The organism is Streptomyces sp. NBC_00306 (genome assembly GCF_036169555.1).
GTDB classification, from domain to species: Bacteria; Actinomycetota; Actinomycetes; order Streptomycetales; family Streptomycetaceae; genus Streptomyces; species Streptomyces achmelvichensis.
Map to the genome: position 1 here is coordinate 4,842,883 of NZ_CP108032.1, position 21,604 is coordinate 4,864,486.

Here is a 21,604-nt window from a genome sequence, read left to right on the forward strand (position 1 = left end):
TGACGTAGACTGATGCGTCGGCTCTGGTGTACCCGTGTGTCTGCATGCGGCCACTGGAGTCGATCAAGGTAGCCGATTCGAAGGGCGAAGCGTGGCCAAGAAGCAAGGTGCCATCGAGATTGAGGGCACCGTGATCGAGTCCCTCCCGAACGCCATGTTCAAGGTGGAGCTCCAGAACGGTCACAAGGTCCTCGCGCACATCTCCGGCAAGATGCGGATGCACTACATCCGTATCCTCCCGGACGACCGGGTCGTGGTGGAGCTCTCTCCGTACGACCTGACGCGTGGGCGGATCGTCTACCGCTACAAGTAGATCTTGTCGTTGCCCCGTCCGCGGGGTGAAGGCACTGACCCGGAGAACCTCACATCCCATGAAGGTCAAGCCGAGCGTCAAGAAGATCTGCGACAAGTGCAAGGTGATCCGCCGTCACGGCCGGGTCATGGTCATCTGCGACAACCTGCGCCACAAGCAGCGCCAGGGCTGACGCACGCCGACCGACCTGCACTCCGCAGTTCTTCGCGCGACGCAAGCAATCTCGTACATACGCAGAACCCGCCCAGCCCCGCACGGGGTCGGCGGCACCTCCGGCGGGGGCCGGGGACCCGGACGTACCACTGCTTCACTCGAAGCGGTCGGCGGTCGGGAGCGGTTCTGCGGAAGACCCCCGATCACACAGGAGCCATTGAATGGCACGCGTTTCCGGTGTTGACATCCCGCGCGAAAAGCGTGTGGAGATCGCACTCACCTACGTCTTCGGTATCGGGCGCACCCGGTCGAAGGAGATTCTCTCCGCGACCGACGTGAACCCGAACACCCGCGTTCGTGACCTGGCCGAAGAGGACCTGGTCAAGATCCGCGAGTACGTGGACGCCAACCTCCGCACCGAGGGTGACCTCCGCCGCGAGATCCAGGCCGACATCCGCCGCAAGGTCGAGATCGGCTGCTACCAGGGTCTGCGCCACCGTCGTGGCCTGCCGGTCCACGGTCAGCGCACCAGCACGAACGCCCGTACCCGCAAGGGCCCGCGTCGCGCCATCGCCGGTAAGAAGAAGCCGGGCAAGAAGTAGTCCTCAGCGGACGCTCATCAGCGGTCTTCGCTGTAGGACCGACCACCTCCCTGTAGGAGAAATAGATGCCCCCCAAGGGACGTCAGGGCGCTGCCAAGAAGGTGCGCCGCAAGGAAAAGAAGAACGTCGCTCACGGCCACGCGCACATCAAGAGCACGTTCAACAACACGATCGTCTCGATCACGGACCCCTCGGGCAACGTGATCTCCTGGGCCTCCGCCGGCCACGTCGGCTTCAAGGGCTCGCGCAAGTCCACCCCCTTCGCCGCGCAGATGGCCGCCGAGTCGGCCGCCCGCCGCGCGCAGGAGCACGGCATGCGCAAGGTCGACGTCTTCGTCAAGGGTCCCGGCTCCGGCCGTGAGACCGCGATCCGTTCCCTCCAGGCCACGGGCCTCGAGGTCGGTTCCATCCAGGACGTCACCCCCACGCCGCACAACGGCTGCCGTCCCCCCAAGCGCCGTCGCGTCTGACCTTCAGCGACCGCTTGACCTGAGTGCCGGGCGGTACGCCTCGAAAGAGACGTACCGCCCGTACCCTTGCAGTACGCAGTACCCGTCGGACGTCAAATAGCGGGCGTCCACGACAAAAAGGATCACAGACATGCTGATCGCTCAGCGTCCCTCGCTGACCGAAGAGGTCGTCGACGAATACCGCTCCCGGTTCGTGATCGAGCCGCTGGAGCCGGGCTTCGGCTACACCCTCGGCAACTCCCTCCGCCGTACGCTCCTCTCCTCGATCCCGGGTGCGGCGGTCACGTCCATCCGTATCGACGGTGTCCTGCACGAGTTCACCACCGTGCCGGGCGTCAAGGAGGACGTCACCGACCTCATCCTCAACATCAAGCAGCTCGTCGTCTCCTCGGAGCACGACGAGCCGGTCGTGATGTACCTGCGCAAGCAGGGCCCGGGTCTGGTCACCGCCGCCGACATCGCGCCCCCGGCCGGTGTCGAGGTGCACAACCCCGACCTGGTCCTCGCCACGCTGAACGGCAAGGGCAAGCTGGAGATGGAGCTGACCGTCGAGCGCGGTCGCGGTTACGTCTCCGCCGTGCAGAACAAGCAGGTGGGCCAGGAGATCGGCCGTATCCCGGTCGACTCCATCTACTCCCCGGTGCTCAAGGTCACGTACAAGGTCGAGGCGACCCGTGTCGAGCAGCGCACCGACTTCGACAAGCTGATCGTCGACGTCGAGACCAAGCAGGCGATGCGTCCCCGTGACGCCATGGCCTCCGCCGGTAAGACCCTGGTCGAGCTGTTCGGTCTGGCGCGCGAGCTCAACATCGACGCCGAGGGCATCGACATGGGCCCGTCCCCGACGGACGCCGCGCTCGCCGCCGATCTGGCCCTGCCGATCGAGGAGCTCGAGCTCACGGTCCGTTCGTACAACTGCCTCAAGCGCGAGGGCATCCACTCCGTGGGTGAGCTCGTGGCGCGTTCCGAGGCGGACCTGCTCGACATCCGCAACTTCGGTGCGAAGTCGATCGACGAGGTCAAGGCGAAGCTGGCCGGCATGGGCCTGGCCCTCAAGGACAGCCCGCCCGGATTCGACCCGACCGCCGCCGCCGACGCCTTCGGCGCCGACGACGACGCGGACGCTGGCTTCGTGGAGACCGAGCAGTACTGAGCCTGACGGCTCATCCACGCCTTCCCCGTGGCGTCCGCCACGGGGGAACTGACACCGGTACCTGATACGGCCGGTGCAGCACACAAGGAGAAACACCATGCCGAAGCCCGCCAAGGGCGCCCGTCTGGGCGGCAGCGCCGCGCACGAGCGTCTGCTCCTCGCGAACCTCGCGAAGCAGCTGTTCGAGCACGGCCGCATCACCACGACCGAGGCCAAGGCCCGTCGCCTTCGTCCGGTCGCGGAGCGTCTGATCACCAAGGCGAAGAAGGGCGACATCCACAACCGTCGCCTGGTCCTGCAGACGATCACGGACAAGGGCATCGTGCACACGCTCTTCACCGAGATCGCTCCGCGGTACTCCGAGCGCCCGGGTGGCTACACTCGGATCACCAAGATCGGTGGCCGTCGCGGCGACAACGCCCCGATGGCCGTGATCGAGCTGGTCGAGGGCGAGATCGCCAAGAAGGCGACCGTCGACGAGGCCGAGGCCGCGACCAAGCGTGCGGTCAAGGAGGACGCCCTCAAGAAGGACGCGTCCACCGAGGCCGAGGCCGTCGAGGACGCCAAGCCGGCGGACGAGGCGTCCAAGGACGCCTGAGGCCCTGCCGTGCTGTGAGCGGGTCCGCCCTTCGGGGCGGGCCCGCTCTCGCGTTCCGCCTTGCGAGAGGATCTGTTTGTGAGTGACGAGGCACTGCCGGGACACGTACGGCTGAGACTGGACCTGAGCTACGACGGCAAGGACTTCTCCGGCTGGGCCAAGCAGGCCGGCGGCCGGCGCACGGTCCAGGGGGAGATCGAGGAAGCGCTGCGCACGGTGACGCGCTCCTCCCGGACGTACGAGCTGACCGTCGCCGGGCGCACCGACGCCGGTGTGCACGCCCGTGGACAGGTGGCGCACGTCGATCTGCCCGAGGACGTGTGGGCCGAGCACCGGGAGAAGCTGCTGAAGCGGCTCGCAGGGCGGCTCTCGCGCGATGTGCGGGTCTGGCGGGCCCAGGAGGCCCCGGAGGGGTTCAACGCCCGGTTCTCGGCCGTCTGGCGGCGTTACGCGTACCGGGTGACCGACCACCCCGGCGGGGTCGACCCGCTGCTGCGCGGTCATGTGCTCTGGCACGACTGGCCGTTGGACGTCGACGCGATGAACGCCGCGGCCGAACGGCTGGTGGGGGAGCACGACTTCGCGGCCTACTGCAAGAAGCGTGAGGGTGCCACGACCATCCGCACGCTCCAGCGGCTCGACTGGGAGCGGGACGCCTCCGGCGTCATCACGGCGACCGTCAGGGCCGACGCCTTCTGCCACAACATGGTGCGCTCGCTGGTGGGCGCGATGCTGTTCGTGGGGGACGGGCACCGGCCGGTGGAGTGGCCGGCGAAGGTGCTGGCCGCGGGCGTACGGGACTCGGCCGTCCATGTCGTACGCCCGCACGGCCTCACGCTGGAGGAAGTGGGCTACCCCGCCGACGAGTTGCTCGCCGCGCGCAACCTGGAGGCCCGCAACCGGCGGACGCTGCCCGGGTCAGCCGGCGGGGGCGGTGGCTGCTGCTGAGGCCTGCGCCTCACCCCGGCGCACGATCTGGCGGAAGGTGAACTCCGCCAGGTCGTCACCGGTCTGGAACGCCTTGGTGTCGCCCTTCGTGACCGACTTGGCCTTGGTGTAGCCGGTCGCGGTGAAGTAGGCGTAGCGGCCGTAGGAGTTGGCCGTGAAACGGCACACCGGGCCGCCCTTGCAGAAGGTCGGCACACCGGCGCCGGGCAGCGGTGCGACATTGCCGCTCGCCTGGGCGACGGCCTTCTTCGCCTCGGCCTCCAGCCCGAAGACCGCGACACCGACGGTGACCGCGATGCCGTCCTTGCTGTAGGTGGCGCGGAAGACCTGGTCGCAGCCGTTCTTCTCGAGGACCCCGCCCAGAGAGCCCTGGGTGGCCGACGAGCAGGTGCCGGTGCGGGCGGTCGCGCCCTTGGCGTAGACCCGGTTGCCCATGGTCAGCTTCTTGCCCGGGAAGAGGGTCTGGACGCTCAGCGGTGCCGTGTCCTTCTTCTCGCTGGAGATGAAGTCCTTCGGGTTCGGCGGCGGCAGCGGCGCGACCGAGGAGAACGACGGCTCGGGCCGCGTGGAGTCACTGGGCAGCGCCGGAGCCCCGGGCAGCTGACCGGTCGAGTCGCCGGACGCCGTGTCGTTGCCGTCGCCCGAGGAGACGATCGCCGTCGCCACGATGCCCGCGATCGCGGCCGTCGCCAGCGCTCCGCCGCCGATCAGCAGCCATCGCCTGCGGCGGGCGCGGGTCGCGGAGGCGTCGGCGAGCGCGGCCCAGTCCGGAGTGTCTCCCGTACGGGACGAACGCGCGCCGAAGGGATCGAACGGATCCGACGCTCCCTGACGGGAGTTGTACGGATCCTGGTTCTGTGCACCGGACCCCCACTGAGGTCCCCCCTGCCCAAAGCTCATGCCGCGCATCCTAAACCTGTTGGGAGCACAGGGCCGCCGCCCTCAGAATCGGAGCATGGGACATCTAGAGGCCGCACATCTCGAGTACTACCTGCCGGACGGGCGGGTACTGCTCGCGGACGCGTCGTTCAGGGTCGGCGAAGGCGCGGTGGTCGCGCTGGTCGGAGCCAATGGCGCGGGCAAGACGACGCTGCTGCGGATGATCGCGGGGGAGCTCCAGGCGCACGGCGGCACGGTGACGGTCAGTGGTGGACTGGGTGTGATGCGTCAGTTCATCGGCTCGGTACGTGACGAACGCACCGTCCGGGATCTGCTCGTCTCGCTCGCCCAGCCGCGGATCCGCGAGGCCGCCGAGGCGGTCGACGAGGCCGAGCACCTGATCATGACCGTCGACGACGAGGCCGCGCAGATGCGGTACGCGCAGGCGCTGAGCGACTGGGCGGAGGCACGCGGATACGAGGCCGAGACCCTCTGGGACATGTGCACCACCGCCGCGCTGGGCGTCCCGTACGAGAAGGCGCAGTTCCGCGAGCTGCGGACGCTCTCCGGCGGTGAGCAGAAGCGGCTGGCGCTGGAGGCGCTGCTGCGGGGCCCCGAGGAGGTGCTGCTGCTCGACGAGCCGGACAACTATCTCGACGTGCCCGGCAAGCGCTGGCTGGAGGAACGGCTCAAGGAGACCCGCAAGACCGTTCTCTTCGTCTCGCACGACCGGGAACTGCTGTCGCGTGCCGCGGAGAAGATCGTCAGCGTGGAACCGAGCCCGGCCGGCTCGGACGTGTGGGTGCACGGCGGAGGCTTCGGGACGTACCACGACGCCCGCAAGGAGCGGTTCGCGCGCTTCGAGGAGCTGAAGCGGCGCTGGGACGAGGAGCACGCCCGGCTGAAGGCGCTGGTGCTGCGGCTGCGGCAGCAGGCGGCGATCAGCCCCGACATGGCGTCGCGGTACCGGGCGATGCAGACCCGGTTCAAGAAGTTCGAGGAGGCGGGGCCGCCGCCGGAGCCGCCGCGCGAGCAGGAGATCCGGATGCGGCTGCGCGGCGGGCGCACCGGCGTGCGCGCTCTGACCTGCAAGGGCCTCGAACTCACCGGGCTGATGAAACCCTTCGACCTGGAGGTCTTCTACGGCGAGCGGGTGGCCGTCCTCGGCTCGAACGGCTCGGGCAAGTCCCACTTCCTGCGGCTGCTCGCCGGCGACACGTCCGTGGCCCACAAGGGCGAGTGGAAGCTCGGCGCGCGCGTGGTGCCGGGGCATTTCGCCCAGACGCACGCGCACCCCGAGCTCCTCGGGCGCACGCTGGTCGACATCCTGTGGACCGAGCACGCCAAGGACCGCGGCGGCGCGATGTCGGTGCTGCGGCGCTACGAGCTGGAGCGCCAAGGGGACCAGACCTTCGACAAGCTCTCCGGCGGCCAGCAGGCCCGGTTCCAGATCCTCCTCCTGGAGCTGGAGGGCACCACGGCGCTGCTGCTCGACGAGCCCACGGACAACCTGGACCTGGAGTCGGCGGAGGCGCTCCAGGACGGCCTGGAGGTCTATGAGGGCACCGTGCTCGCCGTCACGCACGACCGCTGGTTCGCGAAGTCCTTCGACCGGTATCTGGTCTTCGGCTCGGACGGCGTGGTCCGGGAGACGGCGGAGCCGGTGTGGGACGAGCGGCGGGTCGAGCGGGCACGGTAGGCCGGGCGCGTTTTGACCCGTACGGGGCTGCGCGGGTAGTCTCGTCGATTGTTATGCGTATTGGCTTCGTCGTTCTCACGCGAAGGGCCCTTACGTAGGTTCCCTGGAGCAGTTACCAGTGGCTCGCATACGGGCTTCGTCCCCGGCGCTGTGAGCCCCAGCTGCATGATCGCTTCAGTGGATTCGTGTGTCTGGAACCCATCCAACGAAGAAGCGAAGGCTACGACCTTGCGTACGTACAGCCCCAAGCCCGGCGATGTCACGCGCCAGTGGCACATCATCGACGCGCAGGACATCGTCCTGGGCCGTCTCGCGACTACGGCAGCGAACCTCCTCCGGGGCAAGCACAAGCCGATCTACGCCCCCCACATGGACATGGGCGACTTCGTCATCATCATCAACGCCGAGAAGGTTCACCTCTCCGGCAACAAGAAGACCCAGAAGATGGCCTACCGCCACTCCGGGTACCCCGGTGGTCTGCGCTCCGTCCGCTACGACGAGCTGCTGGCCAAGAACCCGGAGAAGGCCGTGGAGAAGGCCATCAAGGGCATGATCCCGAAGAACACCCTGGGTCGTCAGATGCTCTCGAAGCTGAAGATCTACGCGGGCGAGAACCACCCGCACGCTGCTCAGCAGCCGGTCCCGTTCGAGATCACCCAGGTCGCGCAGTAGTTCCGGCCACCCCCTAAGACGTACAGAAAGATCTGAGGAGAATCGTGGCCGAGACCACTGCAGAGACCCCCGTCGAGGGCGAAGAGACCTACGCCGAGGTCACCACCTTCGAGTCGGAGACGCCCGTCGAGGGCGAGTACACCTCCGAGTCCCTCGCGTCCCGCTTCGGCGACCCGCAGCCCGCTGCGGGCCTGGGCCGTCGCAAGAACGCCATCGCCCGCGTCCGGATCGTTCCGGGCTCCGGCAAGTGGAAGATCAACGGTCGCACCCTTGAGGACTACTTCCCCAACAAGGTGCACCAGCAGGAAGTCAACGAGCCCTTCAAGGTGCTCGAGCTCGACGACCGCTACGACGTCATCGCCCGCATCTCGGGTGGCGGCGTCTCCGGCCAGGCCGGCGCCCTGCGCCTCGGTGTGGCCCGTGCGCTCAACGAGGCCGACGTGGACAACAACCGCGCCGCGCTGAAGAAGGCCGGCTTCCTGAGCCGCGACGACCGTGCGGTCGAGCGCAAGAAGGCCGGTCTCAAGAAGGCCCGCAAGGCCCCGCAGTACAGCAAGCGTTAATCGCCTGCTCGGCCTGCTTGTACGTACGCCCCGGCAGCACTCAGTGCTGCCGGGGCGTACGTCTTTCCACTACCTCGGGCGTTTAACGGGCAACAGGCGCTCGAAGGCCTGCATTTTTCGGAGCATTTTCGGAGGACAGCTGTGGGACGACTCTTCGGCACGGACGGCGTGCGCGGTGTCGCCAATGCGGACCTGACGGCGGAGCTCGCGCTCGGTCTGTCGGTCGCGGCGGCGCATGTGCTCGCCGAGGCGGGGACCTTTGAGGGACATCGGCCGACCGCGGTGGTCGGGCGGGATCCGCGTGCGTCAGGAGAGTTTCTGGAGGCCGCCGTCGTGGCGGGACTCGCGAGCGCGGGCGTCAACGTCGTGCGCGTCGGGGTGCTGCCGACGCCGGCCGTGGCGTACCTCACGGGTTCGCTCGGTGCGGACCTCGGCGTGATGCTCTCCGCGTCGCACAACGCCATGCCGGACAACGGCATCAAGTTCTTCGCACGCGGCGGCCACAAGCTGGCCGACGAGCTGGAGGACCGCATCGAGACGGTGTACGAGCAGCACCGGACCGGTGAGCCGTGGGAGCGGCCCACCGGTGCGGGTGTCGGCCGGGTCACCGACTACGACGAGGGCTTCGACCGGTACGTCGCGCACCTCATCGCCGTCCTGCCGAACCGGCTCGACGGGCTGAAGGTCGTCCTGGACGAGGCGCACGGCGCTGCGGCCTGGGTCTCGCCCGAGGCGTTCGCGCGGGCCGGCGCCGAGGTCGTCACGATCGGTGCGGAGCCCGACGGGCTCAACATCAACGACGGGTGCGGCTCCACGCACCTGGACTCGCTGAAGGCCGCGGTCGTCGAGCACGGTGCGGCGCTCGGCATCGCGCACGACGGCGACGCGGACCGCTGCCTCGCGGTGGACGCGTCCGGCAACGAGGTCGACGGCGACCAGATCCTGGCGGTGCTGGCCCTGGCGATGCGCGAGGCGGGCACCCTGCGCGGGAACACGGTCGTCGCGACCGTCATGTCCAACCTCGGCTTCAAGCTGGCGATGGAGCGCGAGGGCCTCTCGCTCGTGCAGACGGCCGTCGGCGACCGGTACGTCCTGGAGTCGATGAAGGAGCACGGGTACGCGCTCGGCGGCGAGCAGTCCGGGCACGTCATCGTGCTCGACCACGCGACGACCGGCGACGGCACGCTCACCGGCCTGATGCTGGCGGCGCGGGTCGCCGCGACCGGCCGCTCGCTCGCGGACCTCGCCGCGGTCATGGGCCGGCTGCCGCAGATCCTGATCAATGTGCCGGACGTCGACAAGTCGCGGGTGAAGACGTCGGCGGAGCTGGCGAGCGCGGTGGCGGAGGCGGAGCGGGAGCTCGGCTCCACGGGCCGTGTGCTGCTGCGTCCGTCGGGCACGGAGCCGCTGGTACGGGTGATGGTCGAGGCCGCGGACATCGAGCAGGCGCGGTCGGTGGCGAGCCGGCTCGCGGACGCGGTGAAGTCTTCGCTCGGCTGACGCGAGGACTGCTTCTTGGTGTGTGCCCGTGCCCCGGGGTGGTGCGGGCACACGCATGGTGCGGGTGGTGTCCGGGGCTCCGCCCCGGACCCCGCGCCTCAATCGCCGGCGGGGCTGGGTTTGCCTTGATCGCCGGCGAGGCGTGTGTGCCCGTGCCCCGGGGTGGGTGCGGGCACACACGCTTGCTGCGGGGGGTTCGCGGGGCTCTGCCCCGGACCCCGCGCCTCGATCGCCGCCGGCGGGGCTGGGTTTGCCTCGATCGCCGGCGAGGCCCGGGTTCGCCTCAGTCGCCGGCGAGGCCCGGGTTCGCCTCAGTCGGCGGCGGGGCTGGGTTTGCCTCAGGCGCCGGCGGGGCCCGGGTTTGCCTCGATCGCTGGCGGGGCCCGGGTTCGCCTCGATCGCCGGCGGGGCTTGATCCTGCTCCCGCGGCGCTCAGGTGCTCACGATGTCCTGGCTGCTGTGCGGCGGCGTTGCAGGGCCCACAGTGACTTCTGGATCAGCAGCGTCAGCGTGCCCGCGAGCACGATGCCCAGCAGGTTCAGCAGCAGCTGCTCCGTCGAACCCCACGCCTGCGCGTACTCGCCGAAGCTGAACGCGACCGCCGCGTTCGCCGCCGCCGGGACCGTCGTCACCGAGATCGCCACGCCCACCAGCGCACCGGACTTCGCCGACGTCAGCGAGAGCATGCCCGCCGCGCCCGCGAGCACCGCGACGACGAACGAGAACCAGTCCGGGTTGTAGATGAAGCTGGTGTTGGGCCGTTCGGCCCGCACCTTCGCCGCGTCGAAGAGATCGACCCAGCTCATGAAGTGGCTGAAGCCGACCGTGATCAGCATGGCGAGGGCGAAACCCACGATCAGGGCGACGAACGAGCGCCACGCCAGCCGCGGAGCGCGCTGCACCAGCGCCGTGCAGAAACCGGCCAGCGGGCCGAACTCCGGGCCCACCGCCATCGCGCCCACGATGAGGATCGCGTTGTCGAGCACCACACCGCACGCCGCGAGCATCGTCGCCAGCGTCAGAAACGCTATGTAGGTGACGGAGAGCGTCGACTCCTCGTGGGTCGCGTCGGTCAGATGCTCCCAGAGCACCGCGTCCGCACCCTCGCCCGGTGCGTCCTTCTCGGCCTTGTCGGCCCGCTTCGACAGCGACAGTTCGATGCCCTCGACGGCGATCGAACCGTGCTCGTCGAGGCCGAGGGTCCGCAGACCCCCGATCAGTTCGTCGGCCGCCTCGCGCGCCACGTCGCACTGCACCACGTCGCCGGCGGGATCGCGAGCCGCCCCCGCGAACACGGCGAGATGGGCCGTGCCGACCGTCCCCTCGATGAGACGTACCGCCTCGTCGGTCGTGTCCGCCGGGGTGATCAGGCGCAGATGCAGCACCCGCTGCCTCCTCAGAGCTTGCGCAGGGACAGACGCTGGACCTTGTGGTCGGGACCCTTGCGGAGCACCAGGGTGGCACGGCTGCGCGTGGGTGCCACGTTCTCCAGCAGGTTGGGCTTGTTGATGGTGCGCCACATCGTCCGGGCGTAGTCCAGTGCCTCGTCCTCGGAGACCTGGGTGTACTTCCGGAAGTACGAGAACGGGTTCTGGAACGCCGTCTCCCGCAGTTTGCGGAAGCGGTTGAGGTACCAGTGCTCGATGTCCTCGGCGCGGGCGTCGACGTACACCGAGAAGTCGAAGTAGTCGGCGAGACCGACGCGGGTGCGGCCGTCCTTGCCGGGCAGCGCGGGCTGGAGCACGTTGAGGCCCTCGACGATCAGGATGTCGGGGCGGCGGACCGTCAGGCGTTCGCCGGGCACGATGTCGTAGATCAGATGCGAGTAGACGGGGGCCGTGACCTCGTCCTTGCCCGCCTTGATGTCGGCGACGAACCGGGTCAGGGCCCTGCGGTCGTACGACTCGGGGAAGCCCTTGCGGGACATCAGCCCGCGTGACTCCAGCTCCTTCATCGGCAGCAGGAAGCCGTCGGTGGTGACCAGTTCGACGCGCGGGTGCTCGGGCCAGCGGGCGAGGAGGGCCTGGAGCAGTCGGGCGACGGTGGACTTGCCGACCGCGACGGAGCCGGCGACCCCTATGACGAACGGCGTGCCGCGCTGGGCGCCGTGCCCGCCGCCCGCGTCACCGAGGAAGGTGTTGAGCGCGCCCCGCAGTTCACCGGTGGCCTGGACATACAGATTGAGGAGTCGCGACAGCGGCAGATAGACGTCCCGCACCTCGTCCAGGTCGATGACGTCGCCCAGCCCTCGCAGCCGCTCGACCTCCTCGGCCGTGAGGGGGAGCGGCGTCTTCTCGCGCAGCGCGCTCCACTCCGCGCGGGTGAGGTCGACGTAGGGCGTCGACGCGTGTTCGGCCCGGCGGTGGGCGCTTCGTGGCGGCGAAGAGATCACCTACACATTGTCAGGGGTGCGGGCGGGTTCTGGGTGGTGTGCTCGGTCACGCGCCGCGTGCCGCCGTAGGCTGCCGACATGTGCGGAATCGTGGGTTACGTCGGCGGACAGTCGGCGCTTGATGTGGTCATCGCGGGCCTGAAGCGGCTGGAGTACCGGGGCTACGACTCGGCCGGGGTCGCCGTGCTCTCCGACGGCGGGCTGGCCGCGGCGAAGAAGGCGGGCAAGCTCGTCAATCTGGAGAAGGAGCTGGTGGACCGGCCGCTGCCGAGCGGTTTCACCGGCATCGGGCACACCCGGTGGGCCACGCACGGCGGGCCGACCGACATCAACGCGCACCCTCATCTCGACAACGCGGGCCGTGTCGCCGTCGTGCACAACGGCATCATCGAGAACTTCGCCGCCCTGCGGGCCGAGCTGGCGGAGCGCGGGCACGACCTCGCCTCGGAGACCGACACCGAGGTCGTGGCGCATCTGCTCGCCGAGAACTTCTCCTCCTGCGGCGACCTCCCCGAGGCGATGCGCCAGGTGTGTCGCCGGCTGGAGGGTGCCTTCACCCTGGTCGCGGTGCACGCGGACGAGCCGGACGTGGTCGTGGGCGCGCGCCGCAACTCACCGCTGGTGGTGGGCGTCGGCGACGGCGAGTCCTTCCTCGCCTCGGACGTCGCGGCGTTCATCGCCCACACCCGCTCGGCGCTGGAGCTCGGCCAGGACCAGGTCGTGGAGCTGCGCCGGGACGGGGTGACGGTCACCGACTTCGACGGCGCTCCGGCGGACGTGCGCGCCTACCACGTGGACTGGGACGCCTCGGCCGCCGAGAAGGGCGGCTACGACTACTTCATGCTGAAGGAGATCGCCGAGCAGCCGAAGGCGGTCGCCGACACCCTGCTGGGCCGTATCGACGCGGAGGGCTCGCTCACCCTCGACGAGGTGCGCATCCCGGCGTCTGTGCTGCGCGAGGCCGACAAGGTCGTCATCGTGGCCTGCGGCACCGCCTTCCACGCGGGCATGATTGCCAAGTACGCCATCGAGCACTGGACGAGGATCCCGTGCGAGGTGGAGCTGGCGAGCGAGTTCCGCTACCGCGATCCGATCCTGGACCAGCGCACGCTGGTGATCGCGATCTCCCAGTCCGGCGAGACCATGGACACCCTGATGGCGCTGCGGCACGCGCGGGAGCAGGGCGCGCGGGTGCTGGCCATCTGCAACACCAACGGTTCGACCATCCCGCGGGAGTCGGACGCCGTGCTCTACACGCACGCCGGTCCCGAGGTCGCCGTGGCGTCCACGAAGGCGTTCCTGACCCAGCTGGTGGCCTGCTATCTGGTCGCGCTGTATCTGGGGCAGGTGCGGGGCACCAAGTGGGGTGACGAAATCCGGGCCGTCGTAAGGGACTTGGCGAAGATCTCCGGCGAGGTCGACCGGGTGCTGGAGACGATGGAGCCGGTCCGCGCGCTGGCCCGCTCGCTCGCCGACAAGAACACCGTCCTGTTCCTCGGCCGTCATGTGGGCTACCCGGTGGCCCTGGAGGGGGCGCTGAAGCTCAAGGAACTGGCGTACATGCACGCGGAGGGCTTCGCCGCCGGCGAGCTCAAGCACGGGCCGATCGCGCTGATCGAGGAGGACCTGCCGGTGGTGGTCGTGGTGCCGTCGCCGCGCGGCCGTTCGGTCCTGCACGACAAGATCGTCTCGAACATCCAGGAGATCAGGGCGCGCGGGGCGCGGACGATCGTGATCGCGGAGGAGGGGGACGAGACGGTCGTGCCGTACGCCGACCACCTCATCCGTATTCCGGTCACACCGACGCTGCTCCAGCCGATGGTGGCGACCGTGCCGTTGCAGGTCTTCGCCTGTGAGCTGGCGACGGCCCGCGGCAACGAGGTGGACCAGCCCCGCAACCTCGCGAAGTCGGTCACCGTCGAATGATCATCGGGGTGGGGATCGACGTCGCCGAGATCGACCGGTTCACCGCGTCGATGCGGCGCACCCCCGGAATGGCCGGACGGCTCTTCGTGGAGAGCGAGTTGCTGCTGCCCAGCGGGGAGCAGCGGGGCTATGCCTCCCTCGCGGCCCGGTTCGCCGCGAAGGAGGCGCTCGCCAAGGCCCTCGGCGCGCCCGCGGGTCTGTACTGGACGGACGCCGAGGTGTACGTCGAGGACAACGGCAGGCCCCGGCTGCGGGTGCGTGGCACGGTCGCCGCACGGGCCGAGGAACTCGGGGTGCGGTCCTGGCACGTCTCGCTCAGTCATGACGCGGGCGTGGCCTCCGCCGTGGTGATCGCGGAGGGCTGACAGGGGGGGCCGGCGCCCGCGCGCTCGTACGGGCAAGTGCGCTCCCGCCCGGCGCACTTGGATCCCGCGCGGGCCGGCACCCGGTGGGGCAGACTCGGGGGCATGCGTACTGCGTACAGCGTGGAGACCGTCAGGAACGCCGAGACCGAGCTGATGGCCCGGCTCCCGGAGGGCGTCCTCATGCAGCGGGCGGCGGCCGGGCTGGCCGCCGCCTGTGCCGATCTGCTCGGCCGGGTGTACGGAGCGCGCGTCGTCATGCTCGTGGGCAGCGGGGACAACGGCGGCGACGCGCTGTACGCCGGCGCCCGGCTCGCCCGCCGCGGTGCGGGTGTCTCCGCGGTGCTCCTCGCCCCGGACCGGACACATCAGGGCGGCCTCGCGGCCTTCACCGGCGCGGGCGGCCGGGTCACGGACGACCCCTTCGAGGTGCTGGCCGTCGCCGACCTGGTGCTGGACGGCATCACCGGCATCGGCGGCAAGGGGGGTCTGCGGCCGGACGCCGTACCGGTGGCCCGCGCGGCCCGCGGCTCGAACGCCGTCGTCGTCGCCGTCGACCTGCCGAGCGGTGTCGAGGCGGACAGCGGCGAGGTGCGCGGGGAGGCCCTGCGGGCGGACGCGACGGTGACGTTCGGCACGTACAAGCCGGGGCTGCTGATCGACCCGGCCCGCGAGTACGCCGGCACGGTACGGCTCGTCGGCATCGGCCTGGAGGCGCATCTGCCGTCCGTGCCGGACCTGGAGGCGCTCCAGCACGCGGACGTGGCCCGTCTGCTGCCCGAACCGGCGGCGGAGAGCGACAAGTACCGGCGGGGCGTCGTCGGCGTCGTCGCCGGCTCCGCCCGCTACCCCGGCGCGGCGGTGCTGGCCGTGGCGGGCGCGCTGCGCGGCGGGGCGGGGGCCGTGCGGTACGTGGGGCACGCGGCCGAGGCGGTGATCGCCCGGTTCCCCGAGACGCTGGTCCACGCGGGACCGCCGGCGAAGGCGGGCCGGGTACAGGCCTGGGTCGTCGGCCCGGGTCTCGGCGACGACGAGGAGGCCGTACGCGACGTCCTCGCCTCGGACGTCCCGGTGCTGGTCGACGCGGACGGTCTGCGGTTGCTGGACGCAGCGGCCGTACGCGACCGCGAGGCGCCCACCCTGCTGACCCCGCACGCGGGCGAGGCGGCGGCGCTGCTCGGTGTAGCGCGCGAGGAGGTGGAGTCCTCACGGCTGGCCTCCGTCCGCGAACTGGCCGCGCGCTACGGCGCGACGGCGCTCCTCAAGGGCTCGACCACGCTGGTCGCCGCGCCGGAGGGCAGCGGTACGCCTGTACGGGTCAACCCGATGGGCAGTCCGTGGCTGGCGACGGCGGGCAGTGGCGATGTGCTCTCGGGCCTCGCGGGTTCCTTGCTGGCGGCGGGTCTGGAGCCGCGCGACGCGGGGTCGGTGGCGGCGTATCTGCACGGACTGGCGGCGAGGCACGCGGTGGCGGAGGGCACGCCGATCACGTCGTACGAGGTGGCATCGGCGCTCTCGTCGGCGTGGCACGACGTGACCCACACCTGAGGGGGTGCGCCTCAATCGCCGGCGGGGCTTGATGTGCGGGGCGGGCGTGGTCTGCGGGGCAGGCATTTCAGCCCGTCCGGCGATTGAGGACACGCCCGTAGGGCGTGCGGTGTGACGAGGGGTGCGGGTGGTGGCCGGGGCGCTGCCCCGGGCCCCGCGCCTCAATCGCCGGCGGGGCTTGATGTGCGGGCCCATGCCCCGGCGGGGCTTGATGTGCGGGTGCTTGCCCTGGCGGGGCTTGATTTTGTGCCGCACACCGGCTGTGCGGGGCAGGTAATTCCAGCCCGTCCGGCGTTTGAGGACACGCCCGTAGAGCGTGCCGTGCGACGACAGGCGCGGCCGGCCGGCGGCGCGTCCCCGCCCACAGGACCGGGTTCCTGCGGCCGCCAGGCCGCCCCGCAAAGGATCCTCACCGCCCTCTGAGACACTGGGCGCGATGAGCCAGACACCGCCGCCGCGCGCCCGCGCCGAGATCGATCTCGCAGCCCTGCGCGCCAACGTCCGCGCCCTGCGCGCCCGCGCGCCCCAGGCCGCCCTCATGGCCGTGGTGAAGTCGGACGCGTACGGACACGGCATGGTGCCCTGCGCCAGGGCGGCCCAGGCGGCCGGGGCGACCTGGCTCGGCACGGCGACCCCCCAGGAGGCGCTGGCGCTGCGCGCGGCCGGCATCCAGGGGCGCGTGATGTGCTGGCTGTGGACCCCCGGCGACCCGTGGCGCGAGGGCATCGAGGCCGATCTCGACATGGGGGTGAGCGGCCTGTGGGCGCTCACCGAGGTCACGGCCGCCGCCCGGGAGGCGGGACGCCCGGCGAGGATCCAGCTCAAGGCCGACACCGGCCTCGGCCGCAACGGCTGCCAGCCTGCCGACTGGCCCGAACTGGTCGCCGCCGCGCTCGATGCGGAGGCCGAGGGCACCGTGAAGGTGACCGGCCTGTGGTCCCACTTCGCGTGCGCCGACGAGCCCGGTCACCCCTCGATCGCCGCCCAGCTGGACGTGTTCCGCGAGATGGTGGCGTACGCCGAGAAGGAGGGCGTCGAGCCCGAGGTCCGGCACCTGGCCAACTCCCCGGCCACCCTGACCCTTCCCGACTCGCACTTCGACCTGGTCCGTACGGGCATCGCGATGTACGGCATCTCGCCCAGCCCCGAGCTCGGCACGCACGAGGAGCTCGGCCTGCGGCCGGTCATGACGCTCGCCGCCTCCCTCGCGCTGGTCAAGCAGGTCCCGGCCGGACACGGCGTCAGTTACGGGCACCACTACGTCACCTCGCACGAGACGACGCTCGGCCTCGTCCCCCTCGGCTACGCGGACGGCATCCCGCGCCACGCGTCCGGCCGGGGTCCGCTGCTGGTCGGCGGCGAACGGCACACGATCGCGGGGCGGGTCGCCATGGACCAGTTCGTGGTGGACCTCGGTGGGCAGAAGATCCACGAAGGCGCCGAGGCACTCTTGTTCGGGCCGGGTGACCGGGGCGAGCCGACCGCCGAGGACTGGGCGGAGGCGGCAGGGACCATCGCCTACGAAATCGTCACCCGCATCGGAACAAGGGTTCCGCGCGTCCATCTGAACGAGGACTCCGACGAGTAGGAGCGGCACGGTGAGCGAGACCAGCACGGGGGACGTCGTGGCGGTGGCGGCTACGGCCGTTCAGTCCGCCGCGACGGGCAGCTGGCGCCGGGCGGGCGTCGCCGGCGCCGCGATAGGCGTGATCGCCGCCGGCGCCGCGGCCGGCGTCGCACTGGAGCGGCTGACGGTGGGCCGCGGCATGCGCAAGAAGGCCCGGCTCGCACTGGACGCGGCGGGCCCGTACGGCGCGCTGCGCGGACTGCCCGGCAAGGCACTCGCCGACGACGGCAGCGAGCTGTACTACGAGGTGGACGACGTCGACCCGGACGCGGCGGGCCCGCGCCGCCGCCGGCTCTTCGGCCGCAAGGCGCCCGCGCCGGTCACGGTCGTCTTCAGCCACGGCTACTGCCTCAGCCAGGACTCCTGGCACTTCCAGCGCGCCGCCCTGCGCGGCCTGGTGCGCACCGTGCACTGGGACCAGCGCAGCCACGGCCGCTCCAGCCGGGGCGCCTCGCAGTCGGGCCCGGACGCCGTACCGGTCTCCATCGACCAGCTGGGCCGTGACCTGAAGGCGGTCATCGACGCGGCGGCGCCCGAGGGTCCGCTCGTGCTTGTCGGGCATTCCATGGGCGGGATGACCGTGATGGCGATGGCCGACCAGTTCCCCGAGGTCGTGCGCGAGCGCGTCGTCGGCGTCGCCTTCGTGGGCACCTCGTGCGGCCGGCTCGGCGAGGTGAACTACGGCCTCCCGGTCGCGGGCGTCAACGCGGTACGGCGGGTGCTCCCCGGCGTCCTGAAGGCGCTCGGCTCGCAGGCCGAGCTGGTCGAGCGCGGCCGGCGCGCCACCGCCGACCTCTTCGCCGGTCTGATCAAGCGCTACTCGTTCTCGTCCAAGGACGTCGACCCGGCGGTCGCGCGGTTCGCCGAGCGGATGATCGAGTCGACCCCCATCGACGTGGTCGCGGAGTTCTACCCGGCCTTCGTCGAGCACGACAAGGCGGAGGCGCTGCCCATCTTCCGCGAGGTGCCGGTGCTCGTCCTCGCGGGTGACAAGGACCTGGTGACCCCGAGCTCGCACAGCGAGGCCATCGCGGACCTGCTCCCGGACTCCGAGCTGGTGATCGTGCCGGACGGCGGACACCTGGTGATGCTGGAGCACCCGGAGGTCGTCACGGACCGGCTGGCGGACCTGTTGGCACGCGTCGGAGCCGTACCGGCAGCGGCTAACGTTGGCCCGTATGGAAGCACCGCACAGCCCGGCGGCTGAGGCCGTCGCCCGTCTCGCCGTCGAATCCCCCGAGCAGATGCAGGACGTGGGGCGCCGGCTCGCGAAACTGCTGCGCCCCGGCGACCTGGTGATGCTCACCGGTGAGCTCGGCGCCGGCAAGACGACGCTGACCCGGGGCCTCGGCGAAGGCCTCGGGGTCCGCGGCGCCGTCACCTCCCCGACCTTCGTCATCGCCCGGGTCCACCCCTCGCTCACCGGCGGCCCCGCGCTGGTCCACGTCGACGCGTACCGCCTCGGTGGGGGACTGGACGAGATGGAGGACCTCGACCTCGACGTCTCGCTGCCCGAGTCGGTCGTGGTCGTGGAGTGGGGCGACGGCAAGGTCGAGGACCTCTCCGACGACCGGCTGCATGTGGTCATCCACCGGGTCGTGGGCGACACGGACGACGACCACCGCGATGTCACGCTGACCGGGTTCGGCGGCCGGTGGTCGGGTGTGGACCTGGCCGCGGCCGGAATCTGAGCGAGGGACGTCGCGGGCCCGAGTGACGGGCATCGCGGACCCGGCGGCAGCCGAGGTGGCGGCACCCGGCCTGGCGGTACCGGGGCCTGGCGGCACCCGGGCCTGGCGGCACCCGGACCCGGCGGCACAGGGGCGACCGGACCCGCGGCACCCGAGCCCGGCGCAACGGACCCCCGCACCGGGCCCGTCCGTACCTGCCTCGCCGCATCCGCTCCGGGAGTCCCCGCGGTCCGAAGAGACGATGTTCCGACATTCCGTCGGGAAGATGTTGCGCAGGTCGCACTGCGCATGGTCACATGGTACGGAGATCTGGTTAGGTCTACCTAACCGGCCTGCCCCCGGAGACCCAGGAGGCATCCATGCCGGCGTCCGAACGCGAGCACCAGCCACGGCAGCAGCCGGCGCACTCCGCGCCGCCGTCGCCGTCCCTCCTGTCGATGCGCGATCTGCTGGCCTCGTGTGCGGCGGCCAGCGCGGTGTCCACACCGCCCAGGGACGAACAGCCCGCCACCCGGGACGAGCCCCGCCGCGACGCCGCGTAGCTCGGGGCCCGGGAAACTGGGAAGACGAGCCGCGACTCGTCCAGTTCGGTCACGGCTCGTCATTCGTACGAGCGGTTTTTCCGAGGGGTTTCCGGTGGGCGACGGGCCGGCATGAGCCGAGTCCTCTGTGGCCCGCGGGAGCCGTCCCTACGGGAGAACGACGACCTTCGAGCCGATCGTCGCGAACGTCCACATCGCGTCGCCGTCCGCCCGCTTCATCCGCACGCCGCCGGTCTTCTTCTCCGGGTCGGGGCTCGCCAGCACGCCGTTCGTCGCGGCGCTGAAGCCGATCGCCACGTCGTCCACGCTGGCGAACCGCACCACATGCTCGATCGGCACCCCGTCCGAACCGGGCACCTGCCCGGAGCGGGAGGTCACCGAGTACGAGCCCGGCGCCGGGCTCACCGTCGACGGCATGACCGCGAACGTCCGCGTGACCTTGTTCTTCGCGCTCACGAGCCAGACCCGGCGGTCGCCGAGCGAGTACACGACACGGGCGCCGGCGCCCGAATCGGCGGGCAGCGCGAGGGGATTCTCCGGCTTCTGCTCGGGAACCTTCGCCGAGGGGGCCGCACTCGGTGTCCGGGACGTGCCCAGTGAGTCGGGGGCGCTCGCCTGCGCCTGATAGGCGAGGAAACATACGGCCGCCAGAGCCGCCGCCGTGAGCCCGGCCACTAGACCCGAGCTGCTCCGTGCCACCGTGTCCGCCTCTCTCTCCCTCGGCCGCGCGGGCCGGGGAGCGCCCCCATGTCCTGGTGGAGGTGACGGTAGCAGCAGGCGCTCGGGCCGACGGCGCTCCATGCCCCCGGCGCGGGAGCCGTAGGCTGTTTGCGTGCTCCTGCTCGCCGTTGATACCGCCACGCCCGCCGTCACCGCCGCCCTCCACGACGGCACGTCCGTCGTCGCCGCCTCCAGCAGCGTCGACGCCCGACGCCACGGCGAACTGCTGCTGCCCGCCGTCGACCGCGTCCTCGCCGAGGCGGGGGTGAAACTCGACGCCGTCACCGCCGTGGTGGCCGGCGTCGGACCCGGCCCCTACACCGGCCTGCGGGTCGGCCTGGTGACGGCCACGACCTTCGGCTCGGCGCTCGGAGTGCCGGTCCACGGCCTCTGCACGCTGGACGGCCTCGCATACGCCTCCGGCCTGGAGGGACCGTTCGTCGTCGCCACGGACGCCCGCCGCAAGGAGGTCTACTGGGCCCGCTACGCCTCCCCGCGCGAGCGGATCGGAGAGCCCGCGGTCGACCGGCCCGCCGACATCGCCGAGCAGGTGGCCGGACTGCCCGTCGTCGGGGCCGGCGGACTGCTCTACCCGGAGGCCTTCCCCGACACCCGCGGCCCCGAGCATGTGTCGGCCGCGGCCCTGGCGTCGCTGGCCGCCGAGAAGCTGGCCGCGGGCGAGGAGTTCCTGCCCCCGCTGCCGCTGTATCTGCGCAGGCCGGACGCCCAGGTGCCGAAGAACTACAAGGTGGTCACGCCCAAGTGAGCGCTTCCCCGGCCGCGCTGCGTGAGATGCGCTGGTGGGACATCGGGCCCGTGCTCGACCTGGAACACGCCCTGTTCCCGGAGGATGCCTGGTCGACCGGCATGTTCTGGTCCGAGCTCGCGCACTCCCGCGGGCCGCGCGCGACGCGCCGCTATGTGGTCGCCGAGGCGGACGGAAAGATCGTCGGCTACGCGGGCCTGGCGGCCGCCGGCGGTCTCGCGGACGTCCAGACCATCGCCGTCGCCCGCGATCAGTGGGGCACGGGACTGGGCGCCCGGCTGCTCACCGATCTGCTCCAGCACGCCACCGCCTTCGAGTGCGACGAGGTGCTCCTCGAAGTGCGCGTGGACAACACCAGGGCCCAGAAGCTGTACGCGCGCTTCGGCTTCGAGCCCATCGGACTCCGGCGCGGCTACTACCAGCCGGCCAATGTCGACGCCCTCGTCATGCGGCTCCCCGTACAAGGAACAGAGACTTAAC

Annotated in this window: 24 protein-coding genes; 20 read left to right on the top strand and 4 right to left on the bottom strand. The window is 70.9% G+C overall.

The window, feature by feature from the left end; all coding sequences use genetic code 11:
* Nucleotides 1-91 precede the first annotated feature (91 nt).
* The 7 genes from infA to truA all read left to right on the top strand — a co-directional run bounded on the left by infA (nucleotide 92) and on the right by truA (nucleotide 4,237).
* Nucleotides 92-313, top strand: coding sequence for a translation initiation factor IF-1 (infA, locus tag OHA05_RS21660; protein ID WP_003956442.1), 222 nt, complete (start codon nucleotides 92-94; stop codon nucleotides 311-313).
* 58 nt (nucleotides 314-371) lie between these two features.
* Nucleotides 372-485: a 50S ribosomal protein L36 gene (gene rpmJ, locus OHA05_RS21665; protein ID WP_003956441.1), complete on the top strand. Its 114-nt coding sequence runs from the start codon at nucleotides 372-374 to the stop codon at nucleotides 483-485.
* 202 nt (nucleotides 486-687) lie between these two features.
* Complete coding sequence (gene rpsM, locus OHA05_RS21670; RefSeq protein WP_313944675.1) at nucleotides 688-1,068, top strand: 30S ribosomal protein S13; 381 nt, start codon at nucleotides 688-690, stop codon at nucleotides 1,066-1,068.
* Nucleotides 1,069-1,133: 65 nt separating this feature from the next.
* Nucleotides 1,134-1,538 carry a 30S ribosomal protein S11 gene (gene rpsK, locus OHA05_RS21675; RefSeq protein WP_003956432.1) on the top strand — a complete coding sequence of 135 codons (405 nt, stop codon included), beginning with the start codon at nucleotides 1,134-1,136 and terminating at the stop codon, nucleotides 1,536-1,538.
* Nucleotides 1,539-1,668: 130 nt separating this feature from the next.
* Nucleotides 1,669-2,691: a DNA-directed RNA polymerase subunit alpha gene (locus OHA05_RS21680; RefSeq protein ID WP_003956430.1), complete on the top strand. Its 1,023-nt coding sequence runs from the start codon at nucleotides 1,669-1,671 to the stop codon at nucleotides 2,689-2,691.
* Between the two features lie 97 nt (nucleotides 2,692-2,788).
* Nucleotides 2,789-3,289: a 50S ribosomal protein L17 gene (rplQ, locus tag OHA05_RS21685; RefSeq protein ID WP_313944674.1), complete on the top strand. Its 501-nt coding sequence runs from the start codon at nucleotides 2,789-2,791 to the stop codon at nucleotides 3,287-3,289.
* A gap of 78 nt (nucleotides 3,290-3,367) precedes the next feature.
* Entirely contained in the window at nucleotides 3,368-4,237 is an 870-nt protein-coding gene (gene truA / locus OHA05_RS21690; protein ID WP_313944673.1) for a tRNA pseudouridine(38-40) synthase TruA, read from the top strand.
* Here the strand turns inward: truA and OHA05_RS21695 are convergent.
* A complete protein-coding gene (locus OHA05_RS21695; RefSeq protein ID WP_313944672.1) occupies nucleotides 4,208-5,137 on the bottom strand; it encodes a hypothetical protein in 930 nt (309 codons plus the stop codon). The two genes, truA and OHA05_RS21695, sit on opposite strands and share 30 nt — an antisense overlap.
* A gap of 55 nt (nucleotides 5,138-5,192) precedes the next feature.
* On the opposite strand from OHA05_RS21695, the gene OHA05_RS21700 reads away from it, so the two are divergent.
* The 4 genes from OHA05_RS21700 to glmM all read left to right on the top strand — a co-directional run bounded on the left by OHA05_RS21700 (nucleotide 5,193) and on the right by glmM (nucleotide 9,550).
* Nucleotides 5,193-6,815, top strand: a complete 1,623-nt coding sequence (locus tag OHA05_RS21700) for an ATP-binding cassette domain-containing protein (protein ID WP_313944671.1) — start codon at nucleotides 5,193-5,195, stop codon at nucleotides 6,813-6,815.
* A gap of 228 nt (nucleotides 6,816-7,043) precedes the next feature.
* Nucleotides 7,044-7,487 (top strand): 50S ribosomal protein L13, encoded by a 444-nt coding sequence (gene rplM, locus OHA05_RS21705; RefSeq protein WP_313944670.1) that lies wholly within the window; start codon nucleotides 7,044-7,046, stop codon nucleotides 7,485-7,487.
* Between the two features lie 44 nt (nucleotides 7,488-7,531).
* Nucleotides 7,532-8,050, top strand: coding sequence for a 30S ribosomal protein S9 (gene rpsI / locus OHA05_RS21710; protein WP_313944669.1), 519 nt, complete (start codon nucleotides 7,532-7,534; stop codon nucleotides 8,048-8,050).
* Between the two features lie 141 nt (nucleotides 8,051-8,191).
* Nucleotides 8,192-9,550, top strand: coding sequence for a phosphoglucosamine mutase (gene glmM, locus OHA05_RS21715; RefSeq protein ID WP_328861476.1), 1,359 nt, complete (start codon nucleotides 8,192-8,194; stop codon nucleotides 9,548-9,550).
* A 440-nt stretch (nucleotides 9,551-9,990) separates the two neighbouring features.
* Here glmM and OHA05_RS21720 read toward each other — a convergent pair whose 3' ends face one another.
* Both OHA05_RS21720 and coaA read right to left on the bottom strand, forming a co-directional pair.
* Nucleotides 9,991-10,935, bottom strand: a complete 945-nt coding sequence (locus OHA05_RS21720; RefSeq protein ID WP_328861477.1) for a DUF389 domain-containing protein — start codon at nucleotides 10,933-10,935, stop codon at nucleotides 9,991-9,993.
* 11 nt (nucleotides 10,936-10,946) lie between these two features.
* A complete protein-coding gene (gene coaA / locus OHA05_RS21725) occupies nucleotides 10,947-11,942 on the bottom strand; it encodes a type I pantothenate kinase (RefSeq protein ID WP_313944666.1) in 996 nt (331 codons plus the stop codon).
* Between the two features lie 78 nt (nucleotides 11,943-12,020).
* Between coaA and glmS the strand changes: the two genes are divergently transcribed.
* The 7 genes from glmS to OHA05_RS21760 all read left to right on the top strand — a co-directional run bounded on the left by glmS (nucleotide 12,021) and on the right by OHA05_RS21760 (nucleotide 19,638).
* Entirely contained in the window at nucleotides 12,021-13,868 is a 1,848-nt protein-coding gene (gene glmS, locus OHA05_RS21730; RefSeq protein ID WP_313944665.1) for a glutamine--fructose-6-phosphate transaminase (isomerizing), read from the top strand.
* A complete protein-coding gene (locus OHA05_RS21735) occupies nucleotides 13,865-14,233 on the top strand; it encodes a holo-ACP synthase (RefSeq protein ID WP_313944664.1) in 369 nt (122 codons plus the stop codon). Before glmS ends, OHA05_RS21735 begins: the two co-directional genes overlap by 4 nt.
* A 102-nt stretch (nucleotides 14,234-14,335) precedes the next feature.
* A complete protein-coding gene (locus OHA05_RS21740) occupies nucleotides 14,336-15,778 on the top strand; it encodes an NAD(P)H-hydrate dehydratase (protein ID WP_328861478.1) in 1,443 nt (480 codons plus the stop codon).
* 436 nt (nucleotides 15,779-16,214) lie between these two features.
* The gene (alr, locus tag OHA05_RS21745) at nucleotides 16,215-17,366 is read left to right on the top strand and encodes an alanine racemase (protein ID WP_328861479.1); all 1,152 of its coding nucleotides are present in this window, start codon (nucleotides 16,215-16,217) and stop codon (nucleotides 17,364-17,366) included.
* Between the two features lie 10 nt (nucleotides 17,367-17,376).
* The gene (locus OHA05_RS21750) at nucleotides 17,377-18,612 is read left to right on the top strand and encodes an alpha/beta fold hydrolase (RefSeq protein ID WP_313944661.1); all 1,236 of its coding nucleotides are present in this window, start codon (nucleotides 17,377-17,379) and stop codon (nucleotides 18,610-18,612) included.
* Nucleotides 18,584-19,096 carry a tRNA (adenosine(37)-N6)-threonylcarbamoyltransferase complex ATPase subunit type 1 TsaE gene (tsaE, locus tag OHA05_RS21755; RefSeq protein WP_328861480.1) on the top strand — a complete coding sequence of 171 codons (513 nt, stop codon included), beginning with the start codon at nucleotides 18,584-18,586 and terminating at the stop codon, nucleotides 19,094-19,096. Before OHA05_RS21750 ends, tsaE begins: the two co-directional genes overlap by 29 nt.
* A gap of 359 nt (nucleotides 19,097-19,455) precedes the next feature.
* Complete coding sequence (locus OHA05_RS21760) at nucleotides 19,456-19,638, top strand: hypothetical protein (RefSeq protein ID WP_328861481.1); 183 nt, start codon at nucleotides 19,456-19,458, stop codon at nucleotides 19,636-19,638.
* Nucleotides 19,639-19,785: 147 nt separating this feature from the next.
* On the opposite strand, the gene OHA05_RS21765 is transcribed toward OHA05_RS21760, so the two are convergent.
* Nucleotides 19,786-20,337 carry a L,D-transpeptidase gene (locus OHA05_RS21765; protein WP_328861482.1) on the bottom strand — a complete coding sequence of 184 codons (552 nt, stop codon included), beginning with the start codon at nucleotides 20,335-20,337 and terminating at the stop codon, nucleotides 19,786-19,788.
* Between the two features lie 133 nt (nucleotides 20,338-20,470).
* Between OHA05_RS21765 and tsaB the strand changes: the two genes are divergently transcribed.
* Entirely contained in the window at nucleotides 20,471-21,124 is a 654-nt protein-coding gene (tsaB, locus tag OHA05_RS21770; RefSeq protein ID WP_328861483.1) for a tRNA (adenosine(37)-N6)-threonylcarbamoyltransferase complex dimerization subunit type 1 TsaB, read from the top strand.
* Between the two features lie 26 nt (nucleotides 21,125-21,150).
* Nucleotides 21,151-21,603: a ribosomal protein S18-alanine N-acetyltransferase gene (rimI, locus tag OHA05_RS21775; RefSeq protein WP_383233943.1), complete on the top strand. Its 453-nt coding sequence runs from the start codon at nucleotides 21,151-21,153 to the stop codon at nucleotides 21,601-21,603.
* Nucleotide 21,604 lies beyond the last annotated feature (1 nt).